General features: G+C 28.4%; 10 protein-coding genes. 3 read left to right on the plus strand and 7 right to left on the minus strand.

Translation table 11 applies throughout. From position 1 onward, the window contains the following. Positions 1 to 11 precede the first annotated feature (11 nt). Both RA0C_RS07210 and RA0C_RS07215 read right to left on the minus strand, forming a co-directional pair. Positions 12 to 908 (minus strand): hypothetical protein, encoded by an 897-nt coding sequence (locus RA0C_RS07210; RefSeq protein ID WP_004916185.1) that lies wholly within the window; start codon positions 906 to 908, stop codon positions 12 to 14. Between the two features lie 51 nt (positions 909 to 959). After that, positions 960 to 2,063 (minus strand): hypothetical protein, encoded by a 1,104-nt coding sequence (locus RA0C_RS07215; RefSeq protein WP_004916187.1) that lies wholly within the window; start codon positions 2,061 to 2,063, stop codon positions 960 to 962. Positions 2,064 to 2,148: 85 nt separating this feature from the next. Here RA0C_RS07215 and RA0C_RS07220 point away from each other — a divergent pair, with 85 nt between their 5' ends. Further along, on the plus strand, positions 2,149 to 2,376 hold the full coding sequence (locus RA0C_RS07220; protein ID WP_004916188.1) for a helix-turn-helix domain-containing protein: 228 nt from the start codon (positions 2,149 to 2,151) through the stop codon (positions 2,374 to 2,376). A gap of 259 nt (positions 2,377 to 2,635) precedes the next feature. Here RA0C_RS07220 and RA0C_RS07225 read toward each other — a convergent pair whose 3' ends face one another. Continuing rightward, complete coding sequence (locus RA0C_RS07225; protein WP_004916189.1) at positions 2,636 to 3,022, minus strand: hypothetical protein; 387 nt, start codon at positions 3,020 to 3,022, stop codon at positions 2,636 to 2,638. Positions 3,023 to 3,575: 553 nt separating this feature from the next. Here RA0C_RS07225 and RA0C_RS07230 point away from each other — a divergent pair. Beyond that, positions 3,576 to 6,620, plus strand: coding sequence for an N-6 DNA methylase (locus tag RA0C_RS07230; RefSeq protein WP_004916190.1), 3,045 nt, complete (start codon positions 3,576 to 3,578; stop codon positions 6,618 to 6,620). A gap of 2 nt (positions 6,621 to 6,622) precedes the next feature. Beyond that, positions 6,623 to 7,264 carry a hypothetical protein gene (locus RA0C_RS07235; protein ID WP_004916191.1) on the plus strand — a complete coding sequence of 214 codons (642 nt, stop codon included), beginning with the start codon at positions 6,623 to 6,625 and terminating at the stop codon, positions 7,262 to 7,264. A gap of 7 nt (positions 7,265 to 7,271) precedes the next feature. Here RA0C_RS07235 and RA0C_RS07240 read toward each other — a convergent pair whose 3' ends face one another. The 4 genes from RA0C_RS07240 to RA0C_RS07255 all read right to left on the minus strand — a co-directional run bounded on the left by RA0C_RS07240 (position 7,272) and on the right by RA0C_RS07255 (position 13,675). Then, positions 7,272 to 8,477: a DUF3871 family protein gene (locus RA0C_RS07240; RefSeq protein ID WP_004916192.1), complete on the minus strand. Its 1,206-nt coding sequence runs from the start codon at positions 8,475 to 8,477 to the stop codon at positions 7,272 to 7,274. Further along, complete coding sequence (locus RA0C_RS07245) at positions 8,455 to 9,342, minus strand: AAA family ATPase (protein ID WP_004916193.1); 888 nt, start codon at positions 9,340 to 9,342, stop codon at positions 8,455 to 8,457. Before RA0C_RS07245 ends, RA0C_RS07240 begins: the two co-directional genes overlap by 23 nt. A 437-nt stretch (positions 9,343 to 9,779) precedes the next feature. Then, a complete protein-coding gene (locus RA0C_RS07250) occupies positions 9,780 to 12,416 on the minus strand; it encodes a DEAD/DEAH box helicase family protein (protein ID WP_004916194.1) in 2,637 nt (878 codons plus the stop codon). A 50-nt stretch (positions 12,417 to 12,466) separates the two neighbouring features. Further along, on the minus strand, positions 12,467 to 13,675 hold the full coding sequence (locus tag RA0C_RS07255; RefSeq protein ID WP_004916195.1) for a site-specific integrase: 1,209 nt from the start codon (positions 13,673 to 13,675) through the stop codon (positions 12,467 to 12,469). Positions 13,676 to 13,837 lie beyond the last annotated feature (162 nt).

The following is a 13,837-nucleotide window of genomic DNA, read 5'->3' on the forward strand; positions in this document are numbered from 1 at the left end:
ATATTCAAGTTCTATTTACTTGTTTTTTCCTCCTCTTCATAAATATATTCCCATTTTTCAATGTGAGTTATTTCTTTTTCATCATGGAAAACTATTTCAACAATATCATTATTTGTATTAAAAGCTCGAGTAAGCCTCCTATTTAAAATATTGTTCTTCCAAATTTTTTCATCTACAATGTTGCCTCTCTCATCATAAATATATTCACAAGTTTGAATGATATTATCTGAAGGTCTGTAGGTATAGAATATGTTATAATAAATTTCGTGACCTTTCTCATTGTAACCTTTATAAATATTGAAATGAGAAGATTTCAATATAGATTTTACTAAAGTTCCATTGGAATAGAAAAATTCTGTTACAGTTGTGTAAAATCTATCTTCTGTATCTTCACCATTATCTGTAGTGACAATTTCTTTTATCTTTTGATTTGAATTATTATAGGAGCTTGAAATTTTCTTATTACCTAAAATATCTGTGATTTCTTGGAAAATACAGTTATCATTTTCATCATACTTGTATGTTGTATCTGAAATACACTCTTTATTAGCATTTACTTTATATACTCTTATAAGTTGATTTTTAGAGTTGTAATAATATTTAGTAACTGTTCTTTCTTTATCATAATCAGTAAATATTTCTTCTTTTAGACTTCCATCATTATTATATCTGCATGTATGAGTATGATTATAATTTCCACTTTTGTAATGAATTACATCTTCATTCTTTTTAAAATAATTCCCTAACATTATTTCACTAATGCTTTCACTATCACTATCATAACTTACATAGCAAACTACTTTTTTATCTTTGGTATATTCTGCATATTCTGAAAGTTGTAAAGCTCCCTTTTCATTTACTATATATCTTCTTTGTATTTGTAGTAGAATTGTTTTTTCTTTTGTCATCACTTTTGGATAGGGTTACCTGTTTTTTAAGCTTTTAGCCAGTAGCTAACTTCATGTTTGCGGAGTATTTTGATTTCTTTCTAAACATGTTTTACAAGGGTGAACATTATACTCTTCTAATTGTTTACTACAAAATCCGAGAGTATGTAAATCGTATATACTTAGGAGATATTTAATTACTATACTATACGCTTTTTGAGATAAATCATAATGTTTCTTCCAAAAATTTTTAACTTTCTCTAATCCTCCAAAATTTTTAATCATCCTTTCATAGTTTTCTGCATTTTTAAGATTGTGTATTATTTCATAAATTTCCTCCTTCTCCTTGTTATAACAAAATGAAAGTCTTGCTAACTTATAAAGTTGCTCTCCATAATGTTGGGGTAAACAAAGATTACTTAAGTCTTGTATAATTTTTTTTGTTTCTTTCTCCATATCAAACCCTACATCCATACCAATATTTCCTGTGTTTGTAAATTTCTCTTCTACGAGCTTATATTCTGAATTAAGTTCTTTTAAAATACTTTCTCCATTTTCATCTTTATAGTTTTTAAATTTTCTAACTATAAAGGTATTATATCTGAGAACCAACATCTCTCTGTTTACCTTGAATTCTAGTAAATCTATAATTTTGCCTAGAGATTTTATCTTATCAATATCCTTTTCAATGCATTTTTTTGAAAACTCTTCGTTAGTTCTTCTCCTCTCTTGTATTTGCTCATAAACAAGTCTCTCAAACCAATTTCTAAAAAAGTCTACAGCATTAGTTTCAGGATACAATTTCTCCAAATCTTTTATTTCCTGAGGAATATGAAAGTCTACATAATTATTTTTAAGATTTTCACAATCATTAAAAAGGTGATATACTCCCCCATTTTTTCCTCTATAAAAAACCTTGTCTTTGGGGTCTGGAAGAAAAGGTAAAGGGGTGAATTTAAAAGTGTCTCTTAAGTATATTTCGTTATCACTATTAATTAGTAGAAGTTTTGCATTATGCAGTTTATTTAGTTGAAATCTATTGAAAATATAGTACAGTAATTCGTTATTGTATATGTGTTCTATAAAAACTTCTTTTTTTATTTTGTCTATATATTCTCTCTTTTCAACAGTATTTATCAGTAATTTAAATGTAGATATGGTAATATAAGCTTTCATAGACTCCCAAGTTTAAATAATTGTCATATATGGCATTTAGTTAGGCAAATGTAAGGAGTAATTTTGACTTGTCAAATAAGTCAAGTTGGAAAAAACTGAAATTCTTAAAAAAATAGGAAAAAAAGTTAAGGAGATGAGAGAATCTAAAGGAATTTCTCAGGTAGAACTTGTAGGCAAAATGCAGGGAGAAATAGACCCTACCAATATTTCTAGGATAGAATCTGGTAGAACTAATCCTACTATCTATACACTCTATAGAATTGCAGAAGCCCTAGAAATTAAAATAAGTGATTTAGTAGATATAGAAAACTAGTATCTGATATACTACTGTTACTGCTACAATTTGGCTATAATATTATATCTAGGAATATTATTTTTAGCTCAAATTCCCTTTTTTTAAGTACATACTACACATACACACACATTAAGATTTTATTTTTTTACTAAAATCTCTAAAATTACTACCATAATAGGGAATAGATTGGTGGTTAATAGAAAAAAAATAATGAGTTCTAACTTATAGGTACTTACTTAGAAGTAGGGAAAGTTAAAACTCATTACTATTGTAAAATCTAAAATGCTTGTTCTAGTTCATATTTACCATTTCTAGAAAAAGAATTTGAATTTGTTTCAAAGCTCTTTTCTATAGCAGGATTAGAAGACTTTTCTGGAACATATACATATCTATGTTCTAGTATTGTTACCTCTCCTGTTTCTCTATTAGTATACTCATAAGGTTCACAAGATTGTCTTTCTACAGAACCTGCCATTTCAGTCCCTATTAAAGCCTTACAAGTTTCTTCATCAAAGGTTGAAGTGATGTAGGCTTTTTTTGCAGTAGCATAATACTGTCCTGTAGTTTGGGATTGTACCATTTCTATACCACCTGAAATTTCTAGTGCAAAAAATTCTCTTCCATCTTCTGCTACTCTTTGTTTGTAATTGATAATTCTTACCATTGTTTTTGATTTTTGAGTTAAACTTTTTTGATTGTATAAGTTGTAAGTAAGAATAATTTATTTCTACTGCTATCACCTAGAGAAATACAAAAAAGCATTACTACAACTTACTCTACACATTGAGTGATGTGCAAGAATAAGTGAGAGGGGTTTGGAGAGGTGAGAGATAAAAAATATTAGATAGGTAGATATTCTAGGAATAGAATATTAGTTTTGATGTTTTGTAAACTAATAATTAAAGCTAGATACTAATCTTTTAGAGAAGTAGCTAAACATTTATAATACCCTATGCATTCTATATAGCTACTATAGGCATAACATTGAAGTATGATTAGACCTAGTTTGTTCCATTATTTTATCTCCCTGAGAATAAAAGTTCTATTAACATTTTAAGGGTGGGGTATTTGGATTTCTTAAATAAGGGTGGGGGGTGTTTTGCAGGGACAACCAAACACGCATAATATTGAGGTGGAGAAAAATTTGCAAAAAAAATGTTATAAAATTGGATTTGCAAAAGTATAACATTAACTTTGCCAGTTAAGAAATTTTTATTATGCAGTTAAAATCATTATTAGAAAAATTAAATCTATCAGATAAGGATGGATTGTTTTTTTATGGTGATTTAGATAATGAAAAAACTAGTTTTCTATCTATTAGGATTAAAGAGATTTTCTCTGAAGAAATTAAACCTGATGCTTTTTTTTGTATCAATAATGAGCCCCTAATTTTATTTTTTGAAAAAAAAAGAGATTTAGAAAAATTAGAAAGGCAGATTTGGAATCTTAATCAATCCCCTGTAATATTTATCCATGATGATAATCAATGGTTAATAAAAAATGGGTTTAAATTTTTAAAATCTACAAAAAGACTAGACATTTTAACCTCAAGTAAAAACCTCAAAGATTTTGAGTATTTTGAGCTAATAACAGGTAATAGTTGGGAGAAGCACCAGAAAAAATTTGAAAAAAAAAATAGAGTAGATTTTTATTTACTTAAAAACATTGAAGAAGCAAGAAGTGTTCTTATAAACCCCAAATTTGGTAATTTACATCCTAAGGTTGCAAACTCATTGCTAGGTAGAGTTATATTCATTAGATATTTGATTGATAGAAATGTTGAGCTAAATAAATATCATATAAAAGAAAAAGAGGATTTTTATCAAATTCTTTCTAATCATAAAGAAACTTATCAGTTCTTCCAGCAGGTAAAAGATGATTTCAATGGAAATTTATTTCCCCTTAAATATAAAATAAATGATATAGAAATAAATGAAAATGAGAAAGTTAATGCTGGGCATCTTTCAATTATCTCAAGTCTTTTAAAAGGGGACAAAATACATTCAGATAGCAATATTGAACTTTCATTATTTGAAATTTATGATTTCTCAATCATCCCTATTGAATTTGTAAGTAATGTGTATGAAAAATTCATTGGAGTTGATAAACAGGCAGATAGTGGAGCCTATTATACCCCACTATTTTTAGTTGATTATATACAAAAAGAAACTGTTTCAAAATACTTTTTAGACAATCCTAATGAATATAATTGTAAGGTTCTAGACCCAGCTTGTGGTTCAGGTATCTTTTTAGTAGAAACATTAAGACAAATTATCTCTCAATACACCAAACAGCATCCTGTAAATGTTGATAATGAGGTAGAATATAATCAATATAAGGATAAGCTAAAATCATTATTACAAAATAACATATTTGGTATTGATAAAGATGAAAATGCTATTTCTGTTGCTATTTTTTCTCTTTATATAACTTTATTAGACAGTCTAAAGCCTAAAAGCATTGTTGGTTTTAAATTTCCACTTTTAGAAAACACAAATTTTTTTGTTGCTGATTTTTTTGATACAAATAATACTTATAATACAGAATTAAAAAAACATCATTTTCAATTTATTCTAGGGAATCCACCTTGGAAAACCAAGGGACATCCTAAAGAAAAACAATTATTTGAAAAGTATATTGAAAATAGAAAAAAACAAGAAAACTCAAGTTTAGAAATAGAAAACAGAGAAATTGCTGAGGCGTTTCTAGTAAGGGTTTCTGATTTTAATTTTTATGAGTCAGGGTTAATTATAACTAGTAAGGTACTTTATAAAATTAGTAGAAAAAAAGAAAAGAAAGGGGTGTTTAGAAAATATTTTTTAAACCATTTTCTTGTTAGACAGGTTGTTGAACTTTCATCAGTAAGACATCAAATTTTCAATAACTCTAATGATAGTGCTGTAGCACCTGCAACAATATTATTCTATAAAAAAGAAAATGACATCGAAAAATTAAGAGAAAATATTGTTAAACACATTTCTCTTAAACCTAACATATTTTTTGAAGCTTTTAAATTAATGGTAATTGAAAAATATGACATTAAGGATATTGCTCAAAAGTTTTTTATTGATGAGGATTGGATGTGGAAAGTATTGGTTTATGGAAACATTTTAGACTACTATTTTATAAAAAGACTGAAAGATAACTATTCAACAATAGGGAAAGTAATATCTGATAAATCAAAATTTGTCTTTGGACAAGGAGTTATGGAAGGTGGTGGAGATGAAAATGACTTTAGTGAATTTTTAGGTTATAAATATATTAACAGTAGTAAAAAAGATGTTAGACAATATTACATAAAATATTCTGACATATGGACTAATCCCATAGTGCATAGAAATAGAAATCCTTTATTATTTGATAAGAATATATTACTTATCACAGAAGGGATTAACAACAAATTTAGAGCAATTTCTGCTGTTAACTATGAAAAAGCTGTTTTCAAAAGTTCATTGACAGGTATTAGGGCTTATCAAACCAATGATGTTGATGTATTGAAGTCTATTTCAAGTATTATAAACTCATCTTTTTTTAGTTATTATATTATTGCAACAGGCTCTTCAGCAGGTATAGAAAGGGAGCAAACTCATGATGAAGAGAAGTGGAGTGTGCCATTTAATAAAAGTGAAGAATTAATAGATAAATTTCATTCTGTAGAGAAGCTTTCAAAAGAGTATTATACTGTTGATATGATAGATGATTTTCTAAAAAACCAATTAGAAGACTCTATTGAAAATCTTAATGCAGAAGTAATTAATTTATTTGAACCATCAAATCAAGAAAAAGATTTGATAGATTACACCAATACTGTTACAATTCCACTTTTAAAAGGCAAAGGTATTGAGAAGAATAAAGTAATCTCTAAAATAAAATATAAAGCTGATATACTAAAAAAATACTGTGGAATCTTTATTGAACATTTTGGGAAAAGGTTTAATAGTGATGGTCATTATTTTGAAGTAGAAGTTCTGTGGTCTGATTATTTGATAATGACAAAATTTAAAATAGTATCAGAACCATCTAAAGAAAAAGATTTAATTAAATGGTCTAAACTTGATGATAAGGAATTAATTATTAATCTGACAAAATTAGGATTTGAAAATCTTAGTGATAGTTTATTCTTACAAAAAGATATTAAAGGATTTGAAGAAGATTATTTCTATATAGCAAAACCTAATCAATATAAATCTTGGCACTCTGCATTAGCTCATTTAGATTTATCTGAGTTTATTAATGAACTGCATAAAAATAATGAGGTATAATTATGCAAGGGATTTCAAAATTTCTTTTTACTACAGAATATAATAAAAGGGACTTGAAGTATCTCTTAAACTCATTGTACCTATGCTACAAAAAAATTATTTCTGAAGTTAGCATTATATCACACAAGGAAAATGACATTAGGGACGTTTTTATTTCTGATAATTATCTTGAAAGCCATAAAATAAGAGAAGAATTAGGGGTAAAAGAATTTCAATTTGATAAAGAAATTTCTACTTTAAAAGGAAGAGCAGACATTAGGATTTTCAACATGATTGAAAAGTTATCTGGAAAAGAAAAGCCATATTACTACATTGAATGCAAGGTATTAGATAGTTCTAAACCATCCACTGCTGATTCAAACCTATATTCCAAATATATAAACAATGGGATTAAAAGGTATATTGATGGAGTTTATCCCACACATAATGAAGCTAATGGAATGCTTGGTTTTTTTATAAAACCTGCAGATATCACAAAACAATGTGAATTTTTTTCAGATTTAAAACCTCATATTTTTATAGAAGATTTTCCACAGTCATATATTTCAGAGCATAAAATATCTGACAGTAAAAAAATTATCCTCTACCATCTAATGCTAGATTTTTCTTCAAAAATAAATCCTAGCCTTAAATTAAAAGGCTAGGATTCTTTTAACTCAAAAACCAATGATAATCAGAATTACCATTGAGAGTTTTTTGAATGCCTTTAGAAAACTCAAAAGCATTCAAATTCCTGTCTAGGAAAGTATCTATATAAGAAGACTTATTAGCCTGAGTAAAGAGGTTATAAACACTCCATAGGTTTATCCTGCCATCTTCTTGCCTACAGAAGTTCTTATCCTCATAATAATCTCTAGCTAGAGTGTTAATATGGCTGTCATTAAAATTAAGTACAGGGATTTTAGACTTCTCAGATTTAGGAAGATGTTGGTATAGTCTAGATTTACCTATGAGTTGTGCAAACTGATGTTCTGTAAGAAAATCTTGAGAAAGCTCTTTCATTTCCATAAGGTGTAAATCTGCATTGTAGTTTTGCATTACTTCTAGAGTTTTAGATTGTAGTTCTAATGCATTAGAAACTCTCATATCTTCCACAAAACCATCACTCCAAACACACAAATTCATACAGACTTGATTTTGAAACCCAATGAAAAACTTAAACTTCTCAAGTGTTTTTTTACTATACAAGTTCTCTTGATTATATGCCCTCACTCCACCTATACAAAGAGATAGCTTATTTCCATTTACTACTTCTGTAATGCTAGGGATTTTTACTATAAAAGCCATTCTTTCATAATAAATGGTTTTCTCATGGTCTAATAAATCTTTCACATTTTTATGAATAGCCTCAGGCACTCTCCCTTTAATTTGATGAGATACCCTAATTTCAGGAATAGTCATGCTATGATGAGGAAATACCTTTTGAGTAGCATTGAGTATCACTTCTATAAACTCTTGATGGGCAATAGTTCTCTCATTGTCTTTACTAAATACAGGCACAATACAATCTTGTTTTAGATGAAGTAGAGGTACTTCTGTAGTATTAGCTACAATGAAAGGACTAGGCTTATTATCTTTTGGTTCTTCTACAGCAGAAGTAACTACAGAATTAGCCATTAAAAAAGTCTGAACTTTATTTTTAGGTTCAGACTTAGGTTCTTCATTCATTTTACTTGGGTAATAGACTTCTGCATCTTCTATACCATCAGAATTATCTAGAAATACATCTCTAATAGATTTCTTAGCTACATTCCTTAATTCCATTGTACTAGTATCTTTCCCTATTATGGTAGTAGAATTTGGAATTTCAAAGGCTTCTTCTAAAGTAGCAGGTTTAATGATGTTTTGCGTGTCCATTTTGACTAAAATTTTGAGGGTTGGTTAATTGTATTAAAAGGGATTTCTTAGCTTCAAAATCAGGTTTTAAATTTTTCTGATAGTGTGGGTACTTCTGATACAGAGCCAATAACTCTGATAAGGAGTTACACATTTGAATTTCTTGATACACTTCTTGCTCAGATAATTCTTTAGAGCTAGATGGAACTTCTAGCTTTCCAGAATTACACCAATCTAGAATTTTCTTACCTGTTTCAGAAGTGATGATAAACTCAGGTTTATCCATAAAAATTTCAGTTCTGTCCTTACTAGCTACAGCAAAGTGCTTAATATCCACATCAAAAACTAGAGTGAACTCAAAGTCTAATCCATCTCTTTGAACAGCCTTTAAACCTACTTTTTCAGGGATAAACTTTCCATCTTTTTGATTGAGTACATAGTCCTGTTTAGTCCTCATAGTAGCAATTACATGAGCATTAGATTGAAGTATTTTATCAATAAATAGTTTCTCCAAAGGCTTAATTTTAGCCCAATTGGTAAAGCTATTTCCAGCTAAGGAACTGTGATAATCTAACAGATAATCCCAACAATGAGAAATACTATCTAAAATAATTACCTCCATTCCTGCTTTCTCGCAAACTTCAATAGCTTGTACATACTTTTGAGGACTAAATGGAGGCTGCATAGAAAGTACATTGTAGTTGCCTAAATGAGCATATAAGTCAGCACTTCCATTTTCTGTATCAATAATGGCTACTTTAGAAAAGTCTCCATTGGTTAGTCCTTGTGCTAGTAACAAACTTGAGTAAGTTTTACCACTTCCTGCACTTCCTTGTAAAGCCATTTTTATCTTGGCTCTTTTTCTTTCACTTGGTCTTAGTTGCATAATTTTGAAATTTATTAGGTTAAAAAATATTTTTTGAGATAAATACAATTTAGCTATTAGCCTTAAAGTACTATAAATAAGACTAAAACACTGGAAATTATCATTTATTTTTTGTAACTTTGTGTACCAAAATTTTGGAACAAAAACTTACAACAGAGTTGTCCTCCTCTGAATTCGTGCGTTGTTAAATCTTAGATTTTTTAGGATGGGGAGATTTCTAAAGAACCCCTATGAATTTGTAAAATACTTGCTTTTCAAAAATTCCGTTTAGATTTTACATTTAAATATTTGCAAATCTCTTTTTTTTAGAACTAGGGATAGCAAAGTATAGATATTATCAGAGAAAGAATGACTGTGATTTGGACTGTTGAGTATTAGAAAAAGGACACTTTCTGTATATACTATATATAGAAAAACAAAAAGTGTCTTTTTTTATCTCATATTTCATCTATTGAGGAAAGAAGTTGAGTAATTTTCTCATTTTCATGCTTTTTAAATTCTTCATAAGAGCTGAATTTTGCAATCTCTGAAGCAAATACCTTACATTCGTATTCTTTTATATACTCCATATAATTCTTATCAAAATCTGCGGGAGTTACTACATCAATTATTTTATTTGGATTGAAAGGTAATAATTTTATTGAATTAATATAATGTACTCTTCTATTTCCTACCTTTTTATACCTTTCAAAAGTTATCTTGTTTACAAAATCTTCTACTAAAATACTGTAAAATGACTCTATCTTTTGTTCCGTTGTTTTGTCTTCAAAATTTCTTTTAAAATTGAAAATGTTATTTCCTATAAAATCATCATTTTCTATCAATAAATCAATTGTTTCTAAAGCCTTTGAAGTTTCATCTGTATTTAAAAAACCTGATAGTGGTTTTATAGGTAAATAACTAAATCTTCTTCCTCTTGTAGTGGTGCCAATATAGTTTATAACTTTAGTTCTAAAATAATCTAAATTCTGATATGCCTTTATTTTGTTTTTGTATTCATCAGAATAGTCTATTTGCTCTAGATTAATAGTTCTAGCTACAGCAATACAATCTAAAAAATAGTTGCTCCGAGTATATTCAATATCATGATTTTTATTTTCAATATCATCAGGATAATAATAGTTATTTTGAAAATATTGTATGGCACAAAATCTTAGAAGCTGATTTTCAAAAATTTTGTTATTATATGGTGTTATTTTACTCCATTGTGCTGATTGAGTACCTTTTTGATATTTCATTTCAAATAATCGAAATAAACTATTTCTAAAATCTGTATAAAACCTATTAAAATTACATATTGTAGTTCTACTAATGTAGTAATCTTCTCCAAAATATCTATTGAAGCATTGAGTTAAATTTTCCTGTAGCTCTCCTTCTTTAAAAGACAATGTTCTCTTATAATTAATTCCCACCAGCTTACAATTAATGAATTGATTGGTTAATGCTGCAAAAGTTAGATATGCACTTATATCTTCTCCAAATATAGGGTATTCATTGGCTAAAAACTCTTCTCCATTTTCAAGTTTAAACTCATCATAAGTAGGGTAGCTTAATTTAGCTAGATTGAACCTAGATAAATTATTCTCAATAGCTTCAATTTCATTCTTAACATTTCCTCTTAATTTATTTTCATAAAATTCTCTTAGGAAAAAATTTTGCCTGTTTAGTTTGATATACTTTACTAGTTTTTTAGGGTCTTTATGATAGGTTATTAGGTTGTAATAATTCTCAAACTCCTCTTTTTGTAGAGAGTTCATCTCTGTATGCTTTAGGGTAGAAAAGTCAAATTTATCTGGTCTTGGTAAGATAATATGGATTTCTCCTTTGTTTCTTTGTCTAGCTAAAGCTTGAATAACAGAGTTGATGCCTCCTGAAAAAATACCATATTTATTTCTGAACCACATTCTTGTACTTCTAGGTGGAAGAATAATGATAAATGCATGGTTTGCTTTCCTAATACTTACTCCTGTCTTAAAGTTAGTGCCTACATTACATTTTGTATTATCAAACTGGTTTTTTGGCTCTTCATTTTCAGGTCTTTGGTTAGTGATGAGTTCAGAAGTACAATCTTTTATTTCTCCATAGGTTTCTACAAGTAGTTTTCCTATTTTATCTCTAGAATTAAGTAGACTTTTTGCTAAAGTTTTAGAATAACATAAGATGTCTATTTTCTTTCCTCTAGTGATTAGTTTTGTGATTAGTTCTTTGATTTCTAATGTACTAGAAGTAAAAATATGGTCAGGAGAATAATGTAAATACAGAGAGCTTTGCTTTTGAGGAAATCTTACTCTTTCAGATTCTATAATTTGAATTTTAAAATCTGTGAGTTCAGCTAGATATTCTATAACTACTTTAGAAGCCTCATTATAGGTGGCACTTAGTACAAAATTTTTGTGTATTACATTCCTCCATTTCCATAGATTAAATATGTATTTTTGTTTGAAGTTCTGAAAAGAATCATGCAACTCATCATAAATAAAAACTGCTTTAATATTGTTTTCCTCGCAGTATGTAGTTAGGTGATTTAGATATTCTCTCTTGATGTCAGAGTTTTTAAAACCATCTTCCCCAGGATTTCCTAAAAGGGTATTTACAGTAATAACTTGTATAGCTCTGTCAAGATAGTTTGTTTCAGTATCTCTCCCAAGATTGTCATAATTGTAAATTTGGCTTTCAGGTATTCCTGCTTTTACAATATCATCATAGTATTGCTTTACTAAACTCACAAATGGACTAGCTACAAAAATGAGGTATTGTTGCCCTCCATTTTGCATAGCATCATAATACCTTTTTATGATTTGTATAATTGAGTAAGATTTGCCTTGTCCTACTGCTGCATTGATAACCACAGTATTTTTATGTTCTAGTTCAATGTGGCTTTGTAATTCTTCATTGATATAACCATCTTCATTAGGAGAAATAATGATTTTCTCTCCATTATTTTCAATTTCAAAACAATTTCTTTCTTCTCTAGTTCCATCAGGGTTGAAAATATATTGAAAATCTTCTGGATTGATTTTCTTAAATTCTATAGGGTAATCTTGGAAAGCAGAGTTGGTAATTTCTAATTGCATAAAAAAATAACTATGCTGTAAATTTAATACAGCACAGTTAAATATAGAAATTATTTCAGCTTATCTTTTAATTTATTTAGCTGTTCACTTAATTTATTGGGCATTAGCTCCGCATAATATTCTTGTGTAGTAGTTATTTTAGAATGACCTAAAAGTTTAGATATAACTTCTATAGGAATGTCATTGTTCAATAATACTGTGGAAGCAAATGTTTTCCTGCCTGTATGATGAGTAAGATTTTTAGGAATTTTTAATACAAAAGCTATTTCCTTTAGTAGCCTGTTGAAATACTGATTACTCACTCTAGGTAAAAGGTATTCACTTTCAGAAGAATATTTTTCTATCACTTTAAGTGCTTTTGGAAGTATCAGAGGAACAGAGAAATTTCTCCCTGTCTTATCTCTTTTCTTATAAATCCATGTAACTCCATCAGGTTTAGTGATTAAATCTTCTTTCTTGAGGTCAAACATCTCCTTGTATGCTAGCCCTGTATAACAGCAAAATAGGTAGCAATCCTTTACTTGATTTAGTATTTCGGATTGGAATATATGATGTTCTAACTTGTAAAGTTCTTCTTGAGTAAGAAATACAATCTTAGGATATACTTTTTTAGGTTTATGTTCTTCAAAAGGGTTAGATTCTAAATATTTCTGAATAACAGCCTGTTTAACTACTTTTTTAAATCTCTGTAAAGACTTGTTAATAGTAACCTGCTGATGCTTTAATTCAGTCTTAGAGTAATATTCAAACTCTGTAATAAAGTTAAAATCTAAATCTTTTAGTTTAATATCAGATTTTTTGTAATGAAATTTTATGAACTCTTTTACATCATCTCTGATATAGCTGAATTTATCCCAAGTCTGCTTTTTAATCTCTATATCTATAAGTTTTTTCAGTTTCTCAAGATATATATCATAATATTCTAGTACACCATATTCTCTAGCTAAAGTTTCTCCTTTATATTGTGTATAGATGTCATTTACATCAAATTTTTCTTCCTTAACTTGAAGGAATAAAAAAGCCTGATTAATGTCATTCTTAATCAGGCTTAATTGTGTATTGATAAAGTTGTTTTCTTCATTGGGTGGTTTTGCAAGCTGTTTCTTACTATCCCAATTATTAGGGTTGATGAATAATCCTATAGAGAATACTTTTCTCTCTTGTAGATATGTCACCCTGCACCTTAAAGGTGCTATGCCTTTTGAATTTGTATTAACTTTATCCAATACAAATAGTATGTTCAATTTATTATTATTCATGTTGTTATAAGATTTTAGAGGGTATGCCTTTTAGAAAATTAGGGTATGCCTTTTTTTGTGCCTTTTTATCTTAAAAACTAGGATAAAATAATGACTTAAAGACTATGAGAAAAATATTAAGTTATGAGATAACTTGCAGATATAGAGTTATAAAACAAAAAA

It is taken from the genome of Riemerella anatipestifer ATCC 11845 = DSM 15868, from assembly GCF_000252855.1.
Classification (GTDB): Bacteria; Bacteroidota; Bacteroidia; order Flavobacteriales; family Weeksellaceae; genus Riemerella; species Riemerella anatipestifera.

Coding starts and splice junctions, on each gene's coding strand:
- RA0C_RS07215 (WP_004916187.1), bottom strand. CDS start 2,063: ATGAAAGCTTATATTACCATATCTACATTTAAATTACTGATAAATACT.
- RA0C_RS07240 (WP_004916192.1), bottom strand. CDS start 8,477: ATGGACACGCAAAACATCATTAAACCTGCTACTTTAGAAGAAGCCTTT.
- RA0C_RS07245 (WP_004916193.1), bottom strand. CDS start 9,342: ATGCAACTAAGACCAAGTGAAAGAAAAAGAGCCAAGATAAAAATGGCT.
- RA0C_RS07235 (WP_004916191.1), top strand. CDS start 6,623: ATGCAAGGGATTTCAAAATTTCTTTTTACTACAGAATATAATAAAAGG.
- RA0C_RS07255 (WP_004916195.1), bottom strand. CDS start 13,675: ATGAATAATAATAAATTGAACATACTATTTGTATTGGATAAAGTTAAT.
- RA0C_RS07230 (WP_004916190.1), top strand. CDS start 3,576: ATGCAGTTAAAATCATTATTAGAAAAATTAAATCTATCAGATAAGGAT.
- RA0C_RS07225 (WP_004916189.1), bottom strand. CDS start 3,022: ATGGTAAGAATTATCAATTACAAACAAAGAGTAGCAGAAGATGGAAGA.
- RA0C_RS07210 (WP_004916185.1), bottom strand. CDS start 908: ATGACAAAAGAAAAAACAATTCTACTACAAATACAAAGAAGATATATA.
- RA0C_RS07250 (WP_004916194.1), bottom strand. CDS start 12,416: ATGCAATTAGAAATTACCAACTCTGCTTTCCAAGATTACCCTATAGAA.